Genomic DNA, 24,097 nt, shown 5'->3' on the forward strand with positions numbered 1-24,097 from the left:
TTCCTGGCTAACAATAGTACCTACCTACTACTTCTGCATAATCACCATGATCTGTTAACTGAGCCGGCGATTCCCAAACAAAACCCAGTGGATTTTCATTGATACCTCTGTCAAAGTGAATGGCCCACGGACAGCTTAAACAACCCGGACGAACAATCTTCCATGGATAGAGCCAGTAAAATTTCACAGGCAGAACAATTAATGAGTATCGTTCATAAGCACCCATATCCACCTTACTATTCTGGATGCGGGCATCACCGGCAAAATCAGTAGTAATACCTGCCAGATTAGGCACTGCATTAGTACCTGCATTGATAACAGGAGATCCGTTGTTTACCCGCAATCCATCATCTGTAGTACCAGGAATATTATCGGCACCATCTACATCTGCTGCATTGATAAATGAAGGAGATGCATCTTTATTATTGCCACCATCTGTACCTACACTGGCAATCCATCCGCCTCCGCTACCTCCGGAACCTTGTACCAGACTATATGATACAGTATTTACATTTCCATCATTATATACCTGCTGCCCACTGGAAACGGCAGTATTACCATATAAAATTGAATTCTCAATTCGGGAAGTCAGAATCTCTATACCTGAAGAAATATATCCGTCGTTAGATAAAGCCCCTCCTCTATTCGCTGAATTTCCATAAAAAGTAGCATTGGTAAACTCTGTACGTATTTCTGGAGAAAACCCTGAAGGTGGACTGATTACCCGTGTAAAGTTAGCCACAGCCCCACCATCGTTCTGAGCGTGATTGCCAGCAAATACACAATTAATATATTTTACTCTCAAAATCCCTGCATCATTCAAATGTACTGCAGCACCTCCCCACGCCATTGCATTGCCTTGCGCAACATTATTATAAAAACCACAAGCAATAAATACCGGCTTAGAAGCTCCCAATGTGGTTGTCTGAGGATCATTGGTAGACATATATACAGCACCACCACCGCCTCCTTCATACGCTCCGGTAGGATTACCAGTAGCAGAATTTCCAATAAATATACAACGTCGAAAACCAGCCTTTGTAGTAGCCATATTGACAGCACCTCCGGAACCTGGCCGGGTTGTCCCATCTTCAGAAATTACAATGGCTTGATTGTTAACAAACTTACAGGTATCTATCCGTGTACTGTCACCAGTAAGTGCCAATGCGCCTCCTCTTCGATATGCCTGATTCCCGGTAAACTCACACTGACTGATTACTGCCCAATACTTTCCTTTCTGAAACGAACCCAGAAAGATAGCCCCACCAGCAAAGTTTGCTTTGTTTTGTACAAATTTACATTCCCGTATCTGAGATTCCATAGTCACGAAGACAGTGCCGGGTGTTGTATAAAAGCCTGCACCTTCAGATTCTGCATAGTTCCCCTGAAATGTACAATGAAAAATAGTAGGACTGCTGGCATTTTGTGGTGCGCTGATTTTATTATACCACCCTGCCCCATCCAGATTAGGGGAATTGGCATTGGGAGGTGATGCTATATAAGCTTGTCCCGCAGTAATGATAAACCCATCCAGTAATGTAGTTGCTGCTACATTGGCAGTATATACCACATGATATGCATTATTGCCAACAATATCTGTCCAACTTTCTGCAATAGCATTCGCATCCAGATTTATATCATTGTTATCAATATCTCCACTAAGAATAGTCCGGTTTAGTGTCCAGTTACGTTCAACAAGAGATACTTCAGTTCCAATAAAACCGCCATATAACTTCACTCCGTTAGGCAATGAAAATGTAACTTCCCGTATATTACTTCCACCACTGGCATCAAAGTCTATTTGTACAGATGGTTTATATACGCCTGCTGCTACCCAGATTTCATCTCCACTCACAGCAGTGGCAAGTGCACTTTGGAGGCTGGTGTAGGCATTTGCCCAACTGCTACCATTGTTAGCTCCAACAGCGGTAGATTTCACATAAATAGTTGCTCCCTGCGCAACAAAGATTACCATCCAACACAGGAGTAATGCACCTGCTTTTTTCCAGAGGTTGTTTTTGTAGTTTTCCATAGTCTAGTAACAAAGATTCAATTTTATAATTTAAACATCTGAATCTTAGTATGTTGGGTGTATATGTAGTAAACAGAAAGAAAAAAGATACTTGGTATTATACAATTTACCGAACAAGATCTATCTCAACCTTGTAAGCCTTGTGATTATCAATGGCAGGATATTTTTAGAATAAAAGGCAAGCTCTGAGATATTTACTTACACTCATAAATTATTAACAAATTCATAATCAAATGATTACCCTAAAACAATCAAAAAAAACAAGAAAAACATCGTACACGACATAAAAATTACTTTACTTTGTATCGTGAACGATATAAAATCAAACGATATACAAAGTCATGAAAACAATTTATGAAACCAAAGCCACTGCTACAGGTGGTAGAAACGGGAAAGTTTCAACAGAAGACGGAATACTAAATCTGGAAGTGCGGATGCCTAATTCGATGGGAGGTAATGGAGGCAACTATACCAATCCAGAACAATTATTTGCGGCCGGCTATGCTGCCTGTTTCGATAGTGCGTTACAATTTGTTGCTCGTAGCCAGAAATTACGGATTGAAAGTCAGGTGACAGCTACCGTGGGCCTTCAGTCATCTGAGACAGAAGGCATAACTCTTGTAGCAGCATTGGAAGCAGATATTCAGGGTGTAGACAGAGAAGTAGCACAACAATTATTGGAAAAAGCACATGCTACCTGTCCTTACTCAAGAGCTATCCATCATAATGTGAATGTTTCTGTAACACTAAAATAAACAAGCTATGAAAGCCTATCCACACCCAACCTTAGACTATCAAACCAGCACTGTACAGACGGTATTTCGAATATTGCTAGGACTTAATCTCGCATTCGCAGGAATTGGACACCTTACCTGGGCACGGGTTGAATTTCTGGCTCAAGTACCAACCTGGCTGCCAATGAATGGAGATTTAGTAGTGATTTTGTCAGGAATTGTAGAGGTTGCATTAGGTCTTGCATTGATCTTTCTGGGTAAATACCGTACGCTAGTAGGTTGGATAGTTGCTTTATTTTTTGTTCTTGTATTTCCGGGAAATATATCTCAATATGTAAATAAAATAGATGCTTTTGGATTGAATTCGGACAAAGCCCGACTAATACGCCTGTTCTTCCAGCCAATTCTGGTAATCTGGGCGTTGTGGTCTACAGGTGCATGGAGCAGTTGGAGAAAAAGCAACCAATCCACTAACTAAAAAATTATATGAGCAATACGTCATTCTATCAGTTGTCTGCCCGCAGTTTACAGGGTAAGGACATATCCATGGATACCTATAAAGGAAAAACTGTCCTGGTAGTAAATACAGCCAGTCAATGTGGTCTTACGCCACAGTTTGAAGGACTTGAAAAACTATACGAGAAATACAAAGACCGGGGTCTTGTCATTCTGGGTTTTCCATGTAATCAATTTGGCAATCAGGAACCTGGAGATGAGAAGTCGATTGCAGAGGGTTGTGTTATCAACTATGGTGTCACATTTCAGATGTTTCATAAAATAGAGGTAAATGGAACAGATGCTCATCCAGTCTTTAAATACCTGAAAAAAGAACTTCCTGGACTTTTGGGAGGACGTATTAAATGGAACTTCACCAAGTTTTTAATAGATAAAAATGGGAAGCCAGTCAAACGATTTGCCCCTATTACCAAACCTGAAGCTATTGAAAAATACCTGGAAAAGATTTTTCAGTAAATTTGTCTGTATTTGGAACCCAGCTCTCTAATCACAGAGAGCTGGTCAGATATCTAATATTTGCTAAAAGTATGATAGAAGAGCACTTAAAACTTGAAAATCAACTCTGCTTTCCTGTATATGCAGCTTCACGGCTGATTACAAGAGAGTATCAACCATTTCTGGATGAACTAGGAATAACATATCCTCAATACCTGGTTCTGCTGGTTTTATGGGAGAATGATAAAATTACAGTTAATGAAATCCGGCAAAAGCTGATTCTAAATACCAATACAGTGACTCCTCTTTTGCAACGTATGGAAGGCATGGAATTGATACAACGCACACGCTCAGAGGAAGATGAAAGGAAAGTAATTGTTGCACTTACAGAAAAAGGCAAAGCCCTACAACAACAAGCTAGCACTATTCCTGGAAGACTGATTGCCTGTTTAAGCTCTGAAGAATTAAATCTGCAGGAGTTGGTTGATTTAAGAGACAAACTACATCATCTTCTGGATTTCCTTCTTAACAAGAATCAATCTGTGGATTAGATTAAACCAGCGTTATTTGTATTCTAATTCATATGTGAGCAATATTTATTCTCTACAGGTGTGTTGCTTATAACTCATAAGCAACATCACTCAAGTGAGTATGTTTAAAATTGTCATCGTATTTAAGGCCAAAACCTAGCATACGATCAAATGCTGCGTGCGCTACAAGTAATGCTCCAGATGCAATCAGTATATCATTATGTAAAAAATAACCTACCAAACTCAAACTGATTGCAATGCCTTTGTGATGAAACAAATTGTAAGTCAATGCACCAATACGTGTATTGATTATATACCCCAACATTCCAAGATCAGGAGCGAAAAACAATAGAAACCAAACCCAGGCAGACAAACCAAGATTATAGATTGAAAGGAAATAGACAGCAGCTATAAACATAGCGATTTCTTCAAGTTTGATAGTAAGTTTCATGATGAGTATCTGTTAGTTGACTGATTATTGATATGACAAAGCTAACAGACTCGTTTCAGAAAAATCGTTAACAAAAGATAAGAAATCGTTTTCTGAAAATCTTTAGGTATAACAAGGTCCTTTTATCCGAACAAAATTCCCATTAAGACAAAACTCACTGGAAGGAGTATCTCCCTTTGGTATCTACATTCACTTTGGGCAATGTTTTCTTGTTCTCAAACCATTCATAACCAGGTTTCAGATTTTTCCAGAATGCCAGTAAGGAAGGGTCATCCAGAGCAGCAGCCTGAAGAGAATCCCAGGATGAATCATCGAGTTTTGAAGGAAAGATATGCACAGGTACTAGTCCCTGTCCAGCATTTTTAGCTTCTACAAACGCAATATAGATCTCTTTAATCATAGGATCGGTCATTGCCATACATCCAATGCTGACACAGTTACCATGAATAAAAATATCATCACCCGGATGTTTTTTGTCTGATAAGATTCGATCTGAAGCATTAGGGTAGTTAATTCCTAGTGACAAATGAAAATTGCTCACAGGATTCCATCTATTGATAACATAAAATCCTTCGGGCACCTGATAATCTCCCAGTTTGCGTTTAGGTCCCAGTTCACCAGACGCAGAGCATATTTTATAAGTTTTGAGTAGCTGAAAAGTTTTATTTACTCCCTTTTCTTTAGCCCATAACTCCAGTTGCTTTTCTTTTTTAAAGACTCTCAGAAAAATCTCCGATTGATTTATTGTCAATCCTTTATCTGAAAACAATTTCTGTGTCACTATTTCTTTTTCCTCATAGGCATCTTTTACCCGCTCAAACTCAAGTTGAGTAGTTTTAAAACTTTTAGCAGGGATAGCACTACATAGAAGCAATGTAGTAGCAATAACTAACACTCCTCCCAATGTAAAAAGAACCCAAACGTTTGATCTGGTTTTCATAGCAATTGTAGTATGTATTTTTCTCTTAATCCTTATTTTGCATTAAATGTGAGTCCCTGCCATTGATCTGTGCGAAACGGAGAAGCAGGTAACCCTTCTGCATTGTAGAGATTACATCCTTCCGGATTATCAGCCCATGCATAGCGTACTGCTGTCGGCTTAGGAACCATTTCAGACCATACAACTACAGTATTGCTATCAATTCGTGCATTTGCCCAATAAAACTTTTTATCATATCCAGCTATGGCAAATCCTTTCAGTGTACCATTCTTGGATTTAAGTCCACCTGAGGCATTGTCAAAAAGAATATGAATTTTATTGTTTTCGATAGTCATGGACTTATACAAAGGCCCAAATGCATTTACTACCGTCGAATCTTTGTAGGCTACCTTACGAGCTGCAAGAAACAAACGCTTTCCTACATCCAGCTTATTTCGGGGATGAATATCGTTTGCATCCCCTATATCAATGCTCACCACCATACCAGTGTTGGGTTCGTTTAATGCAAAGGTTTGTGCTTCTCGCAGTTCTGCCCAGTCACTTTCACCAGGCTGAGGAGCAGCAGCCTTATAATTGGCTAGTTGTACAAATAAGAAGGCAAAGTCATCTTTTTGCTTCCAGGCAGCACGCCAGTCCCGTATCAATGCAGGAAAAAGATTTCTATACTGATACGCTCGTGTTGCATTGGATTCACCCTGATACCAAATTACACCTTTGATAGTATAAGGAATGACAGGCTCAATCATTCCATTAAATAGCACTCCTGGTGAGTTCTGATCCCGCAATTCGGTTGGATATTTGGGCATACGACTTACATCTACTGCAGTCTTATATTTCCATTCTCCAGCCAGAGAAACTGAATAATAAGGTGACAATATCTTCAAATCAGCCGAATTACCCCATATACCTCCATTACCATGTGTATCATTCACCCGAACGACAATTACATTTCGGCCTGCTTTAACCAACTTGCCAGGTATCGTGTATTTTCTAACCTGATTGGCTTCTTTCGTCTCCCCAATTTTTTCTCCATTAAACCAGGTGATATCTTCATTATCTATTTTCCCCAGACATAACGTCAACGTATTTCCAGCTTCTGATCGGGGAATTTCTATTTCTTTCCGGAACCAGGTTACACCATCATATCCACCCAAACCAGCCGTTTCCCAATAACATGGAAGCTTCATAGGCTTCCATGTTTCTTCATCTTTTATCTTTTTCTCATACCAGGGTCTTTTACCTGTATACCCTCTATCTATTTTAGGTACAGTTTTCTTCCATGCTTCCAGACGGGTAGTATAGGCAGTAGACAATTCGGTCAGGTTGACAGTACACTTATCAAGTTTTTCTGCAGCGTCTTTAAACTCAGGAAACTGTTTCAGTGTGGTTGTACTCACCCATGCTTCAGCAGGGGTTCCGCTCCACTCTGCCTGAATAATTCCAACAGGGACATTATAGGTTTTAAATACATCCCGGGCAAAAAAATAAGCTGCCGCTGAAAATTTACCTGCTGTTTTTGGAGAACAGGCACGCCATCCTTCTGATTCAAAATCCGTCTCTGCCTGTGCAGAGATAGTGTTTTTTACATCTACAAAACGAATATCGGGATAGTTGGCATTCGCAATTTCAATCTGGTGATTTGTTACTTTATCTTCTAGTTTCCACTCCATGTTTGATTGTCCGGATGCCAGCCAGACATCCCCAATCATTATATTACGGATCTTAAGTGTATTCTTCCCAAAGATCTCCATTTCGTAGGGACCACCAGCAGGCAACGGAGGTAATGAAATCACCCATTCGCTGTTTTCATCCGGCAATGCTGCATAGATACGATTCATGAATACAACCGTCACCCGCTCTACCCGTAATGCAGTACCAAATATATTTACCCTGGTATCTCTCTGAATAATCATATTATCACCCACCAATTTAGGCAGATGAACTTCTGCAGATAGCCGGAAACTATTCAGCAGAAATAATACAACGAATACTGAGGCGGTAAAACATTTATTCATAGAGTTATGGTATATGGTTTGTGTCTGATTAGTAGCCAGATAGATAGAAATGTAAACGTTAGTAGTATGTTGTCGGATCTGATCAGTTCCTAAAAACGACATAAGAACGCAGGCAGGTTTCCTGCAAAAAAATACTACTTTCGCACTATGAACTCAGATGACTTCTTTGTAAATAATACAAATCCGCGTTTTACACAATCTACTTTTGGGTGCCTGGATGTAATGGGAGGAACAGCAGAATATGCCGGATCACTGGTATTATTCACGCCAGTACAAACGTGTATTTCTATCATACTTGCATTGCGCAATGATACAACGATTCGCCTTTATAAGCAATCAACAACAACATTTCCTGACTTTCAGATTGATATATCTGCATTACTACACCAAGATCGTACGATCAATCAATCTATTCTTCACGAAATTACTGCTAGTCACTATACAACAGGTATAGTATCAGCCTGTATAGTACTGTTTTCTATTAAACAGAATATGGCTCTGACAGGATTGGATGTATATATACAATCTCCTTCAGATCAAACAGAAACGGAACCTAAGGAGGGTCTTGCCATAAGTATATTGAAAGCACTGGCAGAGGCTAATCAAGTTGTAATTATGGAGAATGAACTTCCAATACTTGCTCACAATGCATTGCAGTTGCTTAGTCTCCATCATTTGCCATTGGTTAACACACTAGCCAGCTACTATATAAAACCAGGACACATTTTGCCAATATTATGTCAGCCTGACCATGTATCTTCTACTTTCATTATTCCAGAAGGTCTTGGCTTTGCAGCTATCAATCTGGGCCCTAAATCAAACAAACAATTGACTTTGCAAGAGCAGGTCTATACTGCCGCATCTATAGGCTATACCATGATCTCGCTCTATGATGGGACCTATCCACACGAATTAGATACAGCCAGAAAGACTGGCAATCGAGAAAATCTGCTATACAATGGCTATCTGGCAAATATTACCCCCACTGAGTTTGACAATCGTTATAAATGGCTACCCAAGCACGTATATGGCAGCACATTCCTGGAGAAGTCAGGTATCCTGGTTGATTCAGCTTTATCTGTCTTTCCAGACATTTCCTATCCTGTGTTTCAGGCTACAGTACATCCTATTTACGAAAACATACGAGCTCAATATTTTTCTCTCCTCTTACAACATATGCCAGAAGCTGACGATGTAGAACGAAGACAAAAGTCGTTACAACAATTAGGTAACTGGATGTTTCAATCTCATACAAGTTATGCGGCCTTAGGGCTAAGCAACTCCATTGCAGACAGATTGATACAATGGGTACAGCAACATTTGGGGAAGGGCGTTTTTGGGGCTCGCCTAACACATAGTAACACAGAGAATAGTGTTTGTATCTTATGGGAAGGACAACAGGGGTATGATACCATTCAAGCCATCTATCAAGTGATTAGTCAGGAAGCACAATCTCCTATATCTTTACGCTTCAACCGCTAACAATACAAATATAAAATACTCACTATCAACCCATTTACTCTCCACACATCACAATTCTCTCCTATTACTTGAGTAGTTTTCGGATATTATACCAAAACTACTCACTATGACTACAACTACTGAAACCCTTCCCCAAACGCTCACCGTTGAGTCGGCTGCAAACCGGCTTCAGGTGGTAGATTCCTTGAGAGGATTTGCACTACTAGGTATTTTAATTGCACATATTGTTAGCTGGTTTGATGGAGGCCCTTTGCCTGGATCTATCTATCAGAAGGCATTTGAAAATATTCCAGTCTGGCAACAAATCCTAAATGGCATTACTCAATTTATCAGTGAAGTATTGGTCAGGGGAAAATTCTTTTCCTTCTTCTCTTTTCTGTTTGGCTTAAGCTTTGCACTCCAGTTATTCAGTTTTGAGAAGAAATCAGGTAACTTTTTAGGACGCTATGCCTGGAGACTAGTTATCCTTGGCCTGATTGGTCTGGCGCACAGCTTACATTGGAGAGGAGACATTCTGAGTATTTATGCACCGCTGGGATTTTTATTGCTCCTTTTCAGAAAACTACCTGACAAAATCATACTCACCATTGCCATTTTGCTAGTTATCAATATACCTACACGCCTTACAGCTATTTACCAGCAATATTTGCCTCAACTCTCTAAAGCACAACAGGAACAACAAAATAAGCAATCTGAGAAGGACACAGAACAATACTACCAGATTATGATGCATGGCAGTTATGTAGACAACCTAAAAGCCAATTTCAAAGCATTAGAAATGAAGAAAAACTTCCAGATTGAAAGTGGCCGCATCTATATTACATTTGGATTTTTTCTGTTGGGGTTATATGCAGGTAGAAAAAAAATATTTGAACAATTTCCTGTAAACAAACTATTTTTCAAGAAGATCTTGCAATACAGCGGGTTTATAGCATTGGGCTTGTTGATAGCAGGTATCTGTCTGGGTGTTATGTACAATAATAACCCACAACCTCCTCCAGCTATTCTATTTATCTTTATGACCATTTATGATTCTTTCAATGCATTACTAACCCTATTTTATATTGCAGGCATTACTCTTTTATTTGCAAAGCCAGTCTGGAATTCCAGGCTTCTACATTTTGCGCCAGTAGGTAAAATGGCACTTACCAGTTATGTTTCTCAAACAGTCATAGGCCTTTTGCTTTTTTACGGATATTGTGGATTGGGTTTGGTTGGAATAATTCCTCCCTGGATCTGCTTTTTACTATCGGCACCTATCTTTCTACTACAGATGCAGTTTAGCAAATGGTGGCTATCCCGATTCAAGTATGGACCACTGGAATGGATATGGCGTTCTGCAACCTATCTGAGATGGCAACCAATACGTTTATAATGCATTAAAGTGAATAGTCAAGGTATTTCTACAATAGTATATTATTAAGAAGTGGATATATCATTGTAGAAATATCTTCATTAACAAACTATACTATACTAATTGTATATTTTTCTTAATCAAACTTTTACACAAAAACTCTTACAGGTCTTACATTGAAAGTTTTATCAGATAAGTATACATCAAATAGCAAACGCCCCTATACTGTTTAAGTGATATAGATACTTACCATGTGTTATTCCCGAACTCATCTACATATCTATATAAAGTTTTTCAGAAGACTATACCCAACATATAGCTTTGATTGATTATTTTCTTCGTTTTCTGCATGTTATAATTACACTAGGAATAGTCAAAGTATGAAGTGTTTCTTTGTATAACCTTTTACATAGGCAAAAGGTATCCGATACTTTTCAAAGTGCTTATCCTCAGAAAAACCCAGGGTACATGTTCTAAAAAGGTAAAGACATGGCTATTACTTACGCTTTTTAGGCCAGGCTACTTGTTTACAAATTGAGTTTTCTCGGGCAATTTCCCTTATTTTACAAGTATAAGAAGCTATCAGGCATTGTTCCTTTGAGTCAATATAGGGTATAGCAAAGCTCATTACAATTGCCTAAGTTAAAATGTAATTACTCTCTTGTCATTCAGCTTATACTATATGCCATTTCTATTTAATATCATTAGTGGACGAAAATTAAAAGAATATCAAAAATTTCGGGAAGAAGCCAAAGAACTAAGAGCAGCAACTCAAGATGCCACGCTTTTGATTCAAAATATTGGCCAGGGGAAACTGGATACGACTCAGATATCAGATATAAACAATCCATTGATCTCCTCATTGCTGGAAATGCAGGAACAAATGAAACGGATTGCAGAAGAGGACCGTCAACGTAGCTGGGCCAATGAAGGACATACCCGATTTGCGGAAATACTTCATTCACATTCTACTGATCTTGAACAGATTTTTAGTCTGTTAATCAAAGAACTGGTCAGATACATTGGTGCTAATCAGGGTGGTTTATTTGTAACTAATGAGGAAAATCCACAGGAGATCTTTCTCGAAATGTTGTCCTGTTATGCCTATGATCGTAAAAAATACCTTGATAAAAAAATAGAAGTAGGCGAAGGTCTGGTAGGCCAGTGTTATATTGAAGCAGATAGTATTCTTCTGACTGATATTCCAGAGGATTATGTAAATATTACTTCCGGATTAGGGAAAGCCAATCCAACCTGTTTGTTGTTGGTACCTCTTAAGGTTAATGAAAAGGTATATGGTGTATTGGAACTAGCTTCTTTTCATGTATTTGAGCCTTATCAGATCAGCTTTATTGAGAAGTTGGGAGAAAGTATTGCCTCTACATTCTCTACATTAAAAATTAACAGCACAACCAAGCATCTACTGGAACTGGCACAACAACAAGCCGAAACATTACGGTCACAGGAAGAGGAGATGCGACAGAACATGGAAGAGCTTTCGGCCACACAGGAAGAACTGACTCGCCAGTTGCATGAAAGTGATATCTTAAAAGAGGAATTACAAAATCGGGAACAAGTGTTTGGTCATACAACTGTTTTATCTGAATCAGATCAACATGGAACTATTCTTCTTGTCAATGATAAATTGTGTAAAGTCTCCAAATATAGTCGAGAGGAATTAATAGGAAAACCTCATAATATCTTCCGTCATCCAGATATGCCGAAAGAATTATTCAAAATTATGTGGCAGACAATTAAACAAGGGAAGATATTCAGAGGCATTATCAAAAATAGAGCAAAAGATGGCACTCATTACTGGGTCGATGCCACCATCTCCCCTATACTTGACGACAATGGCAAGCCCATAAAATATGTCAGTGCCCGCTATGTAATTCCGGATGATAGATTAGCAGAGGTACTTTATGCCGAATGTCTGCAATCACTAAATCTCTCGGCGTCTAAAGCATCTGACACAGTATCTGCTTAATCCTATTTTAAATACCAAAGTCGTCAAAGGTTGGACATTTAAGTTGTGAATCTTTGACGACTTCTTTTTTAGCAGTTAGTGGTCAGCTAAAATCTTTTTATTTTCACCGGACAGGCAAATCAAAGACTTTCGATAACTATGAAGTTGTTTAGGATAAGTTTTAAACCAGCACAACGAGCAGATTTTGTAGCATGCCTTAATTTCAATCCCCAGGTTGGTGTTATCACTAACCTGAACGATGGGAAGAAGGCGCAGCACATGTATTTTTAGTTCTTATACAACTTGTATTTAATCTGCCTTTGAAGATTATCCTAAACAACTTCTATGCATAGAATCTTTTTGCGGTGAATTCCACTCAAACAAAAAACTTACGGTTTGTTTCGCTCAAAATAAATTCGTGCGGTTAACTCAACGCATCGGCAATTTTGCGGTTTATTCCAGGTAAAAAATTTTCTAACCTGACCAACGTAGCGTCATTCTTTACATAGCAGTTTGCATATAACGAAACGCATGCTCCACTCATACTACAAACTAAACTCGAACACATACTACTGATCTTACAAAATATATCCTACCTTCCAAATAAAAGAGTGTGGAGACAGTATATTAGAAAATATCCATAGCCATTTGCAGTGACTCATTCATAGCCTCAAACCTCGTCCGTACTGACTGCATAAAGGCTTCGTTTTCAATCAGGTTGTATACCTCGCTCTCTCCTGTAATATCCATTGCATTAATTTTATAGGTTTGTTCAAGCAATCCCTGCTCTATTTTCACAATATACTTTCCATTCCAGCTAAAAAGCGTAACATGGCAATCTTCTTTGGGTATCTGAGCTATAACTTTCATATTTTCCATGTATTCAGTAAAACACAAATGTCAGACAGAGGCACACGAAGCTTTTCTGTCTGACATGGCAAATATACTAAATAGGTGATTCTAGTTTGACTGTTTCGTTGGTTCCGACTTTGTAGCTATTACTTTATGTGTTTGTATATGGCCCAACACCCATTCACCTACCTGACCTCCCTGTACTAGTCCCACTTCAATGGCAGACCGATAATGGATACCACCATATAAACGGCTGATAGCAGCTTCCTCACAAGCCTGACGAAACGATTTAAACGAACGAGGGGGAATCCCATATTGAACTTCTGTAGAATCTACATAAGAGATATTATCTCCATATAGATGAGTAAGTACTGTAGCAGAAGCAGTCGAAATCACACTATGTCCGCTGGTATATTCAGGAAATGGAGGCGTTTGCAGAAAAGGAGTCCAATCTTTATCAATCAACTGATTGATAGCTGTTTCAGGACGCACTCTCACGCTACGGTATTTTTCATCCCAGCAACTTATAAAGCCATCAAACAACGCAATAGATACTAATGCGTAAGTCTCAGCTGTTTTCATAATATCCGCTTTGTACTGACGCGAAATAATATTGGAGATACTCATCCAATGCCCTCCTGGAGACATTTTTTTGGTTGCAAAATTTACGTGTCCGGCTACATTGAGTTTAAAGGGATTGCAATCCCAGAAATTCGCAATCCATTTCTGCTCTTCTGTCATATGTGTGGTTACATCATACACATCCTGGGCTTCTTTAAAAAAGGCGCTGTTTTTATCTGTGTTGTATGCAGGAGGTGGCACAGGTTTAAACTGAGAGGCAGAATCGAGTGTCAATGTCCGTATCTTAAACCACTGAGGTTCTACACCATCCATGTATCCCGGAGGAGTAGGGACCCAGGTACCAGGCTGATTGGTAATGGTATGACGAAATCCGCGTGTTTGCTTATAATTGTCTTTTGAGGAGTAACGTATCACATGCGCAGCTACACTATCACCAAAAGCAATAGATCTGTCAAAGACATCATCAGAGATTCCCATGTCTTTGTAGTCTTCATACAATTTATTTTCAAACTCGTCATACATCTCTACAGAAAATGTAAGCGTACGGGCCACCTTCATAAATGCATGTACAGATGCCAGCGGAAAACAATAGATTTGTGCAGCTTCTGGCTTTGGTCCTGCAGTAAAGCCTTTTAATTGACCAGCTAGTGACTGATACTCCGAGTTAAGGGGTACCAAAGCCTCATAAGCGGCTACGCTGGAATACATATAAATACGACTGGCAACTGTTGGGGAGAATATATCATGGGTGATGACCTGAGTCAGCTTGCTAACTGCATTGTTCAATGGGTCTGGAGCAAGAATCTTTTTCTGATTATCGGCTGATGTTGTCTTCTTACAGCTACATACTAACATTAGTAACAGAACAACAGATACAATACTGCCAGTTTTTAAAATGGCTCTCATAAAATATTTCGGTAGTTAGGTAGGAACACGAAATTACAAAAATAATCTGTAGCCATAAGGATAATGACAAAAATCAACCTTAAAAAGAATATATTTTTTCTATCTTTTTCCATATTCAGAAAAATGAGACTTATATCAATACTTCTGAATAAGGTATACACCTAAAACAATTAGCATAGCACCAAGCAGTCGGTAAATGTTGACAGGATGAATAGTAAAACCCAGATAACCAAAATGATCAAACCATAACGTGGCCAGTAGTTGACCCGCAATGACAAGGCTCACAAAATTTGCAGCTCCAATCCGTGGAGCAATCATAATAGCAGCAGTCACATACAAAGCACCTAGTACCCCTCCCATCCATTTCCACCAGACTATATTTCTCAACACGTCAAAAGAGGGTATAGAATTACGGGAATTAGCCACCAGATAGATAGCCAGAACAATGGTACCAACCGAAAAAGAAATAAGTGCTGAAAAAATAGGATTGGTCACAGTATTACGTAACTGAGAATTAACACCTAATTGAGTAGAAACTCCTACTCCAGCCATAAGAGCAAAAAAAAGATATAACCACTGCATAAATGAATAAAACTAATTATAGGTAAAGGAAAAGCTATCTAAATACACAAAAATGGGTAAATTCATAGTATATCATTGCTGTATAGCAGGTACTTTCAGATACGATTCAGTGATTTTTATACACTTACCTACTCCTGTCACAAGCATAGAGGAGGAAAATTAGATAAAATGGCACGTTTTAAAAATAAAAAATGTTATTCTGATAAAATATGACCATACATCACAACGTCTTCCTAGTAAACAAGGAAGTACTTTACTGAACATAGAGATGAACGATAGTCTGTCATTGTTGCCCGCAACACAAGACATAAAAAACCAGACGCTTAAACTAGCATTCCAGCACGAAAAACAAAGATTGTTGGCATTTATTCGCAAGCGTGTTCCGGAAAAAACAGATGCGGAAGATATTTTGCAGGATGTATTTTATCAGTTGGCAGAAACGTTTAATGTGCTGGAGCCAATAGAACAAATCAGTGCCTGGTTATTTCGGGTAGCCCGTAATAAAATAATTGATCGGTACAGAAAGAAAAAACCAGAATCACTGGAACAATACCTGAACCATGGAGAGGATGAAGAAAGCTGGAATCTCTCAAAGCTTCTTTTTGATCCTCAGGATGGTCCTGAAAATACCTACACCCGTACCCGCATGTGGGACACACTGGCAGAAGCGCTGGAAGAGCTTCCAGATGAGCAAAAAGAAGTTTTTGTATGGCATGAACTGGAAGGCAAGAGCTTTAAAGAAATTTCAGAAACAACAGGTGTTACAGTCAATACACTTCTTTCCAGAAAGAGATATGCAGTTTTGCATTTACGTAAGCGTCTGGAAACGTTGTATGACGAAATAGTAGGAAATTAAACATAATACAATTCAGATCAGACTCACCTGTCTTGTTCAGTAAAAGGTGACTTGCGGATTGATAATATTTTAATTTTATAATCATGAGAAGACACTGGATCTTGTATGCTCTAAAGGTGGCCTTTTTCATTTCAGTAGGTTTCTTTCTATTTGGATGGGTTATCATGAAATTGTGGAATCTGACAGTTCCTTCACTTTTTTCTGGCCCAATGATCACTTTCAGTCAGGCATTAGGAATTTTTGTTATCTCTCGTTTGTTATTATGTGGAGTGCGTCCTTTATGGAAGGGTAAATCGAACAAAAGAGGATACTGGCGCCGTAAAATGGAAAAACATTTGTCGTCCATGACACCAGAAGAAAAGGAAAAACTCAGACAAGCCTATGCACGCAGGTGTGGTCAATGGCAGGAAGAAGAGAAACAGAAGGAAGAAAATAGAAAAGAAGTAGTTAACCAATAAGAAATATTTTCATAGTTGATAAATTCCCTATAGTTTGAGTGTAGTGTTTGGAAATAAAAAGCCTTAACTGTTTCAGTTAAGGCTTTTTTTATAACTTCACTTCTAACAAAGATATCCTGTATTATTGTACAATCTGGCTGCTCAATCTCATTAATTCTATCTCGCCAAGCTTAGCATTATAAATAGCGTCAATCAGTCGGCTACCTGCAGCTACGGCATTACGTTGTACATCCCGAACTTCAAGTGAAGTAGTTACCCCTGTTTTGTATCGCTCCAGTGCAATAGTGACGTTTTGTTTTGCTACTTCCACGTTTTGCCGCTCTAATTCAATCAAACGTAAACTATTGGAATAATTAACATAAGCTACCTGTAAATCTGCCAGGACTTGTGTTTTAAGATCTTCATATTGAAATTCTGCATTTTGCTGAGTAATTCTGGCATTCTGGGCTTGACGATTTAAATTATTTCCATTAAAAATAGGAATAGTAGCTGTAGCTCCATAATTCACATACATGCTTCTGGTTAGGTTGGGCACTACGGATGCCCTACTGTTCTGGTAATTTCCAGTTATACCTGTAAATACATTGACTAAAGGTAAGCGTTGAGCTCTGACAAGCTTTGCATCCAGATAAGCTATATTTTTGTTACGTTGTGCCAGCAGAAGACTTGGATTCTGTCTTTCTACAGCTGAACGTAATTCAACAATATTCAAATTCGTATTAACCAGCATTGTGTCTGTAGCCACAATAGTAACATCTGCCGGACGAACTAATAGTTGATTTAAGGTTATCTTCGCATTCGCAACCAATTGCTCCTGTGTAATCAATGCAGATTGATCTGTATTGTAGTCAACCTGTGCGGATAAGTACTCTTGTCGGGAACCGCTTCCTACTTCATAACGATTCTTAGCCAAACGTAATCTTTCCTGGGAAATTTTAAGAGCATCTTCCAGAACAACCCGACGTTGTTCCTGCTGAATAATATTGAAGTAAGCATTGGTTACTGACGCTACAGTATTTTCGATGGTTATCTCTGTATTCTCACGTCCTGCTTCTCTTAACTCTTCCAAACGTTTGTATGTAGTAGCCAACGCGCCTCCCAAGATTGTCCAGTTTACATTGATTCCACCTGTTAATCCCAGGTTGTTTAATCCACTGAATTCCTGAATAACAGTATAGGCACTATCCCCTCTGGCTGTCTGTGCAGTCCGGTATTGTTCTTGTTTATAGAAACCATTATAAGTATTACTAGTCTGCAAAGTTCCATTTACAACAGGCAAATAACCAGCATTTCCAATAGTGTAATCATTCTCAGCAATTCGTTGCTGATTTCGTATTACTTTGATGGAATAATTATTTTGCAAAGCAATGTCTACAGCTTGTTGCAATGTCAATGCGTCCTGTGCAATAGCTAATGAAGGAAAAACACATATCGCCAGGATGATATATAAACCAAGAGAATTCTTCACTTTTGAAATAACACTAAAATGAGTCAAAAATTGTATAGTTTGAATGGAAAGGGGGCATCTTCTATTTATCTTATAGAGGCATATTTCCTTCCTCATCACTCAGCAGGCACAACGTGTTCGTGTTCTTCCTCTTCTGAATGTACTGTTTGCTTACGTGAAAAATAAGAATAAATAGCAGGAATTACATACAATGTTAACATTAATGAAAACATTATACCGCCCACAATTACAATTCCCAAAGGAATACGACTTTTCGAAGCAGCTCCTAATGACAATGCAATGGGTAATGCACCAAATGCAGTTACCAGACTCGTCATCAGAATCGGCCGTAACCGCATCGCCGCAGCCTCTACCGCTGCTTCCATTCTCGGCAAACCTTCTTTTCTTTTTTCATTTGCAAATTCTACAATCAAGATACCGTTTTTGGTTACCAGACCTATCAACATGATAATACCGATCTGTGAAAATATATTCAGTGTCTGATTAAAGATCCAGAGTGATAGTAATGCTCCTGCAAAAGCTAGAGGAACGGTCACCATGATAATAAAAGGATCTGTAAAGCTTTCAAACTGAGCAGCCAGAATTAGATAGATCAATATTAAAGCCAGGATCAAGGCAAAACTGGTATTAGATGTACTTTCTGCAAAATCCCGTGAAGGCCCTGATAAATCTGTGCTAAAACTATCATCCAAGGTTCTCTCGGCAATAGCCTGCATTGCTTTAATACCATCTCCCAGTGTTTTACCAGGAGCTAGAGACGCAGAAACAGTAGCAGATTTAAACCGATTAAAGTGAAATATCTGTGGAGGATTAGAAGTTTCTTCCATCTGCACCAGGTTATCCAGTTGAATCAGATCACCCCGATTACTCCGCACATAAAATGACTTCAAATCCAATGGGGCATCCCGATCAGCTCGTTCTACCTGTCCGATTACCTGATATTGTTTACCATTCATCAGAAAATACCCAAATCTCCTGTTACTAAGCGCCAGTTGTAACGTATTGGATACATCTAATACAGATACACCCAGCTCTGTTGCTTTCAACCGATCAATAGTAACATATAACTCCGGACGGTTGAATTTAAGGTTTGCATCCGAAATCTGAAATGTAGGATCTTTCTGTACTTCCTCCATAAATTTAGGCAACCGTTCCTTCATTTTTTCAAAGTTCAGGTTCTGGATTACAAACTGAACAGGCAAAGAGGTTCCTCCAAATCCTATTTGTATGGTTTGCTCTTGTGTTGGGAATGCCCTTGCCTGATTAAACCGTCGCATATTTTGATTGAGGTAATCAACAACTTCCTGCTGTGTACGTCCATTAGGACCTCGATCCTGTGGATCTTTTAACAATACTGTTACAAAGCCATTATTAACCGGAGCACTTGAGCCACGACTAGGTGCGGTAATCCCAAAGACCATCTTCTCTTCCGGAATAGAGTCCATCACAAATTGAGATATATCGGTAATAAAGCGTTCTGTACTTTCATAACTTGCACCTTCGGGCAAGGTAACAGAAATCCGGGTTAAGCTTCTGTCCTCAAGAGGAGCTAATTCTGATTGAAGGTTAGATCCAATGAAATAAATAGCGACAAGACAAATACCAATAATAATGAAAGCCCACCAGCGAACCTGCATAAACTTTTCCAGTGAAGCACGGTAAGATTGATCCATCCACTGAAAGAAAGGCTCTGTTTTACGATAAAACCAGGTAGGTTTGCTATGGTCGCTTGCCAGACGCACACTCAATACAGGTGTAAGTGACAAAGAAACAAAGGCAGAAATCAAAACAGCTGCAGCTACCACGATACCAAACTCACGGAATAAACTCCCTACAAACCCTTGAAGGAATATGATAGGTAAGAACACTACAGCCAACGTTATACTGGTAGAAATAACAGCAAAAAATATTTCTTCAGATCCTTCTTTAGCTGCCTGATACCGATTTTTTCCCTGTTCCAGTTTTTTAAAGATATTTTCAGTCACTACAATCCCATCGTCCACTACTAAACCCGTCGCCAGGACAATTCCCAACAAGGTTAACACGTTGATAGAAAAGCCGAAAATATACATAATGAAGAATGTTCCTATCAGCGAAACAGGAATATCAATCAATGGTCGGATCGCAATAAGCCAGTCTCTGAAGAAAAAGTAAATGACAATCACCACCAGCACAAAAGAAATGATCAGCGTTTCTTCTACTTCTTCAATTGCTTTCTGAACAAATCGTGACTTATCAACTCCTATATCAATAATCATATCAGGAGGCAATTCTTTCTTTATCTCATCCAGACGCTTATAAATCTCACCAGCAATTTCAATATAATTAGCTCCCGGTTGTGGAATCACAACCATGGATATATTGGTAGCATTATTCCGCATCGCTCCTGTTTCTTCATTCTCAGATCCTAATTCTGCAGTTCCAATATCTTTAAAGCGAATTACCTGATTGGCAGTCTGTTGTATAATCAGATTATTAAATTCATCCTCAGTAGTAAGACGTCCATAACTTTTTACAGTTAATTCTGTTTGGTTTCCGTATACTTTTCCACCAGGTAATTCCACATTTTCCCGATTTAAAGCAGCTTGTACATCCTGTATTGTTAATCGATAAGCAGCCAACTTTACCGGATTTATCCAGAGCCGCATGGAATATCTTTTTAGTCCGAACGCATTTACCTGACTTACACCTTTTACTGTTTGAAGTCGTTCCTGAAGAATGTTCTCTACATAATCAGAAAGCTGATTTACATTTCGGGTTGTACTTTGAACAGGAATAAACATGATTGGATCACCATTGGCATCAGCCTTGGCAACCACTGGAGGTGCATCAATATCCTGAGGAAGGTTTCGTGTAGCCTGAGATACTTTATCACGCACATCATTGGCTGCTTGTTCCAGATCAACATCCAGGGTAAATTCAACTGTAATCTGGCTCGACCCCAATGAACTCGTAGATGAAATATTTCGAATACCCTGAATACCATTAATAGACTTTTCGAGAGGCTCTGTAATCTGAGACTCTATAATGTCTGGATTAGCACCTGTATAGGATGTACTTACAGTAATAACAGGTGGGTCAATGGCAGGATATTCACGAATACCCAGATAGGTATAGCCAATGCCCCCAAAAACTATGATGAGCACCGACATAACGACTGCCAGTACTGGACGTTTTAAACTAAGTGAGGGTAAACTCATAGTCTACTACTAAATTAAAGAATGCGGAAAGTACCTTAATAAAATTTTTCAGTGAGTCAACACATACCCAAAGGCATTTGTACCAGTATCTCAGCGTTTGCAGTCCAAGACGGCTCAATTACTCTTCAATCTTTGTAAATTTAAGGTTCTGCTCAGGTTTCACAAACAACAAACCCGTTGTAATCACTGTATCGCCAGCAGTTAGACCCTGAGTCACCTGTACATTACTCTCGTCCCGCAATCCAGTCACTACATCTTGAAAAACAGCTTTGCCATTTTTAGAGATAACTACTTTTTTGCCACGAGTCTGAGGAATGATTGCCTGTGTAGGAATCACTACAGCGGTTATATTCTCTACATCCAGATTAACTTTTGCAAAAGCCCCCGGATGTAGCTTGGCAGAGGGATTACTCACTAACGCCCTGATTTTTAGGCTGCGTGTAGCCTGATCAATATCTGGTTCTATCGCATAAATTTTTCCGGAAAAGTTTTCACCAAACCCATCTACAGCAAAAGCAACCTTATCCCCTTCTGCAATAGAAACAGCATATTTTTCAGGAACAAAGAAATCTATTTTTAATGGATTAATCTGCTGTAGCTTAGTGATTAAAGTCGAAGGAGTAATATAGGCACCCAAACTAACATTTCTCAAACCAATAACTCCACGAAATGGAGCCCGGACTTCTGTCTTTTCAATTTGAGCCTTTATCAGGTCTATATCTGACAAAATGGTATTTAATGTAGTAGTTGTTAAATCATAGTCCTGCTGACTGATATTATCAGCATTTAACAACTTTTTACTGCGTTCTACAATCTTTTCCTGATTTTCTTTCTGTACCTGAAGCTTTCTCAGTTGTGCTTTTAAATCAGCATCATACAGTTTTACCAGCAGCGTACCAGCTGCTACTTCCCGACCTTCATTAATATTTAGGGAAATAATTCTTCCTGAGACTTCCGGGTGTATTTCGATTTGTTCAGCAGGCATCAATGTACCACTGGCTACCAGATTATTGGTAAGGCTTTTAGATTTAGCAACAAATCCCTGTATGGCAATTTCCTGAGGCTGACCAGAAGTATTCCCTGCAACAGCATGAGATTTTGTAAATATCTTATTATAGTATATAACACCCCCCAATGCTAACACAACAAGTGTAACAGGAATCCAAAATTTCATAATGCGTTAATAAACAAATGCGGAAATTAGAGAAATATAAATTTTAAAAGTGGTTTGGCTGGCCAAGAAGCAGACATTCAACTGTTTGTCAAGATGCAATTATTTATTAAAAACAGTGAATAGAACTACAAAATAAGCGTATTTCTATCGAACAGTGGTAGAATGGTATTACCAATGGTTTAAATCAATGATAAACGGAATGCCGGATTATATATAGAGTAATTCATTACACAATACACAAAAAAATAAAAGCATTTCTACCTAGAAGAAATGCTTTTAGTGAATTTTTAGCAAGCCGATTACCTAACTAAAATATTATTTTTTGGTTTTGCTACCAGCTTTCTTCTTGGTAGAAGAAACTGTTTTAGGCTTATTTTTCAAAGGATCTTCGGCTTTGGATGGTACTAATGTTTTAATATCGGCATTATGAAGTTCTTCCAAAGGAATTTCAGCATCCCGTTGAGATACAATTTGTCCAAACTGGTCTGATTCTTTTTGCATACTGGCCCGAAGACTACCTACCATTGGATATATATGGTCTTTTACAGCTACTTTCATTTCTTCCCACACCATATTATGCCAGTCTTTATCAGCCATAGGACGATAAGGATATTTAGGAGCTGTAGTTATTGTGTTGAAAGTAAGACGCCCTTGATGCACGAAGTCTGTGAACTCATAGATATAATATCCTTCATGCACGAAAATGCGAACCATAAAATAAATCTTACCTTTTACATAATCATTGCCTGCAGCAATTTTACTCTGAAAAGGTATTTTTGAGGTTCCGGTGAAGCGTCCATATCGTTTATTGGCTTCTTCAAAGAAATTAATGTCTGTTTTAGTTTGCTCATTAAACCAGTTCCAGGCGCGTGCATACAATTCTTCCTGAGGAACATTTGTCATTCGTACAGTATCTGAAAAAGTATATTTCGGATACTGCAGTATCTTCTGCATGGTAACGGATGACTGGCCAAATGAAAGGATAGAGGTGTAAAGAATAAAGCCAAAGGCCAATAAAATTTTTTTCATAGCGAAGGAGTTGCTTCTCCAAGAGCATTTAAAGGTTGTATGGAAATTGAGTGTTCAATAGAAAACTAACTTATTTCACCCTTGCCTCACTTTGATCTTGTATTCAAAGCTCTTAATATCTTACAATGTATAAAATAAGTAATGATTTATTGGGTACAATCATTTATTCACTTCGTAAGAGAATTGTAAGCGCTTTTTGGGTAAATTTTATAACAAAAATGCATAGTATCTCTTTTCTGCTCCTGAGTATGATTACAAACATACAACTAAAAGACTTTACATAAATAGTAAAAACAACGTAAAAACTTACATAGACTTATTTTTATCGAATTATTTTGCTGAGTTACCTTCTCTCCAATCAGCGTCTACAAATGGACGCAAAGTAATGCCCAAATCTTTTTTTGACTTCTTCGAGAAGAATACACTAAACATTGGCTCGGCTTTGCACAAAAATGATTTACTTGCATCGAACTTTTGCGCATTTAATTTGCGTTCAGCGTTTACTGTCTTGTCCCCACTAGATGGTAAACCGAAA

Annotated in this window: 20 protein-coding genes; 9 read left to right on the forward strand and 11 right to left on the reverse strand. The window is 38.6% G+C overall.

The features are described 5' to 3' along the window. Positions 1–7: 7 nt before the first annotated feature. The gene (locus QNI15_RS01120; RefSeq protein ID WP_314030098.1) at positions 8–2,032 is read right to left on the reverse strand and encodes a choice-of-anchor Q domain-containing protein; all 2,025 of its coding nucleotides are present in this window, start codon (positions 2,030–2,032) and stop codon (positions 8–10) included. Between the two features lie 341 nt (positions 2,033–2,373). Here QNI15_RS01120 and QNI15_RS01125 point away from each other — a divergent pair, with 341 nt between their 5' ends. The 4 genes from QNI15_RS01125 (at position 2,374) to QNI15_RS01140 (ending at position 4,268) form a co-directional block, all read left to right on the forward strand. Beyond that, on the forward strand, positions 2,374–2,787 hold the full coding sequence (locus QNI15_RS01125; protein ID WP_314003845.1) for an organic hydroperoxide resistance protein: 414 nt from the start codon (positions 2,374–2,376) through the stop codon (positions 2,785–2,787). A gap of 7 nt (positions 2,788–2,794) precedes the next feature. Next, positions 2,795–3,244: a DoxX family protein gene (locus QNI15_RS01130; RefSeq protein ID WP_314030100.1), complete on the forward strand. Its 450-nt coding sequence runs from the start codon at positions 2,795–2,797 to the stop codon at positions 3,242–3,244. Positions 3,245–3,252: 8 nt separating this feature from the next. After that, positions 3,253–3,738 carry a glutathione peroxidase gene (locus tag QNI15_RS01135; RefSeq protein WP_314030102.1) on the forward strand — a complete coding sequence of 162 codons (486 nt, stop codon included), beginning with the start codon at positions 3,253–3,255 and terminating at the stop codon, positions 3,736–3,738. Positions 3,739–3,809: 71 nt separating this feature from the next. Further along, the gene (locus tag QNI15_RS01140; RefSeq protein WP_314030104.1) at positions 3,810–4,268 is read left to right on the forward strand and encodes a MarR family winged helix-turn-helix transcriptional regulator; all 459 of its coding nucleotides are present in this window, start codon (positions 3,810–3,812) and stop codon (positions 4,266–4,268) included. 67 nt (positions 4,269–4,335) lie between these two features. Here the strand turns inward: QNI15_RS01140 and QNI15_RS01145 are convergent, their stop codons facing one another. From QNI15_RS01145 to QNI15_RS01155, 3 genes are all read right to left on the reverse strand, one after another. After that, entirely contained in the window at positions 4,336–4,698 is a 363-nt protein-coding gene (locus QNI15_RS01145) for a DUF4260 domain-containing protein (protein ID WP_314030106.1), read from the reverse strand. Between the two features lie 154 nt (positions 4,699–4,852). After that, positions 4,853–5,638 (reverse strand): L,D-transpeptidase family protein, encoded by a 786-nt coding sequence (locus QNI15_RS01150; protein ID WP_314030108.1) that lies wholly within the window; start codon positions 5,636–5,638, stop codon positions 4,853–4,855. A 32-nt stretch (positions 5,639–5,670) separates the two neighbouring features. Next, entirely contained in the window at positions 5,671–7,755 is a 2,085-nt protein-coding gene (locus QNI15_RS01155; RefSeq protein WP_314003850.1) for a sialate O-acetylesterase, read from the reverse strand. 45 nt (positions 7,756–7,800) lie between these two features. On the opposite strand from QNI15_RS01155, the gene QNI15_RS01160 reads away from it, so the two are divergent. From QNI15_RS01160 to QNI15_RS01170, 3 genes are all read left to right on the forward strand, one after another. Further along, positions 7,801–9,135: a hypothetical protein gene (locus QNI15_RS01160; RefSeq protein ID WP_314003852.1), complete on the forward strand. Its 1,335-nt coding sequence runs from the start codon at positions 7,801–7,803 to the stop codon at positions 9,133–9,135. Positions 9,136–9,241: 106 nt separating this feature from the next. After that, on the forward strand, positions 9,242–10,510 hold the full coding sequence (locus tag QNI15_RS01165; protein WP_314003854.1) for a DUF418 domain-containing protein: 1,269 nt from the start codon (positions 9,242–9,244) through the stop codon (positions 10,508–10,510). 661 nt (positions 10,511–11,171) lie between these two features. After that, a complete protein-coding gene (locus tag QNI15_RS01170) occupies positions 11,172–12,476 on the forward strand; it encodes a PAS domain-containing protein (protein WP_314003856.1) in 1,305 nt (434 codons plus the stop codon). A 606-nt stretch (positions 12,477–13,082) separates the two neighbouring features. Here QNI15_RS01170 and QNI15_RS01175 read toward each other — a convergent pair. The 3 genes from QNI15_RS01175 to QNI15_RS01185 all read right to left on the reverse strand — a co-directional run bounded on the left by QNI15_RS01175 (position 13,083) and on the right by QNI15_RS01185 (position 15,377). Further along, entirely contained in the window at positions 13,083–13,325 is a 243-nt protein-coding gene (locus QNI15_RS01175) for a hypothetical protein (RefSeq protein ID WP_314030110.1), read from the reverse strand. Positions 13,326–13,415: 90 nt separating this feature from the next. Next, a complete protein-coding gene (locus QNI15_RS01180; protein ID WP_314030112.1) occupies positions 13,416–14,795 on the reverse strand; it encodes a vanadium-dependent haloperoxidase in 1,380 nt (459 codons plus the stop codon). Between the two features lie 135 nt (positions 14,796–14,930). Continuing rightward, the gene (locus QNI15_RS01185) at positions 14,931–15,377 is read right to left on the reverse strand and encodes a DMT family transporter (RefSeq protein ID WP_313974959.1); all 447 of its coding nucleotides are present in this window, start codon (positions 15,375–15,377) and stop codon (positions 14,931–14,933) included. A gap of 268 nt (positions 15,378–15,645) precedes the next feature. On the opposite strand from QNI15_RS01185, the gene QNI15_RS01190 reads away from it, so the two are divergent. Next, a complete protein-coding gene (locus QNI15_RS01190; protein WP_313974962.1) occupies positions 15,646–16,233 on the forward strand; it encodes an RNA polymerase sigma factor in 588 nt (195 codons plus the stop codon). An 83-nt stretch (positions 16,234–16,316) separates the two neighbouring features. Then, positions 16,317–16,691 (forward strand): hypothetical protein, encoded by a 375-nt coding sequence (locus tag QNI15_RS01195; protein ID WP_314030115.1) that lies wholly within the window; start codon positions 16,317–16,319, stop codon positions 16,689–16,691. 121 nt (positions 16,692–16,812) lie between these two features. Here QNI15_RS01195 and QNI15_RS01200 read toward each other — a convergent pair whose 3' ends face one another. From QNI15_RS01200 to QNI15_RS01215, 4 genes are all read right to left on the reverse strand, one after another. Continuing rightward, the gene (locus tag QNI15_RS01200; protein WP_314030116.1) at positions 16,813–18,159 is read right to left on the reverse strand and encodes a TolC family protein; all 1,347 of its coding nucleotides are present in this window, start codon (positions 18,157–18,159) and stop codon (positions 16,813–16,815) included. Between the two features lie 95 nt (positions 18,160–18,254). Further along, positions 18,255–21,359: an efflux RND transporter permease subunit gene (locus tag QNI15_RS01205; RefSeq protein ID WP_314030118.1), complete on the reverse strand. Its 3,105-nt coding sequence runs from the start codon at positions 21,357–21,359 to the stop codon at positions 18,255–18,257. 118 nt (positions 21,360–21,477) lie between these two features. Next, the gene (locus QNI15_RS01210; RefSeq protein WP_314030120.1) at positions 21,478–22,533 is read right to left on the reverse strand and encodes an efflux RND transporter periplasmic adaptor subunit; all 1,056 of its coding nucleotides are present in this window, start codon (positions 22,531–22,533) and stop codon (positions 21,478–21,480) included. A gap of 315 nt (positions 22,534–22,848) precedes the next feature. Next, positions 22,849–23,562 carry a DUF4468 domain-containing protein gene (locus QNI15_RS01215; RefSeq protein WP_314030122.1) on the reverse strand — a complete coding sequence of 238 codons (714 nt, stop codon included), beginning with the start codon at positions 23,560–23,562 and terminating at the stop codon, positions 22,849–22,851. Between the last annotated feature and the right edge of the window lie 535 nt (positions 23,563–24,097).

It is taken from the genome of Xanthocytophaga flava (genome assembly GCF_030068545.1).
GTDB classification, from domain to species: domain Bacteria; phylum Bacteroidota; class Bacteroidia; order Cytophagales; family 172606-1; genus Xanthocytophaga; species Xanthocytophaga flava.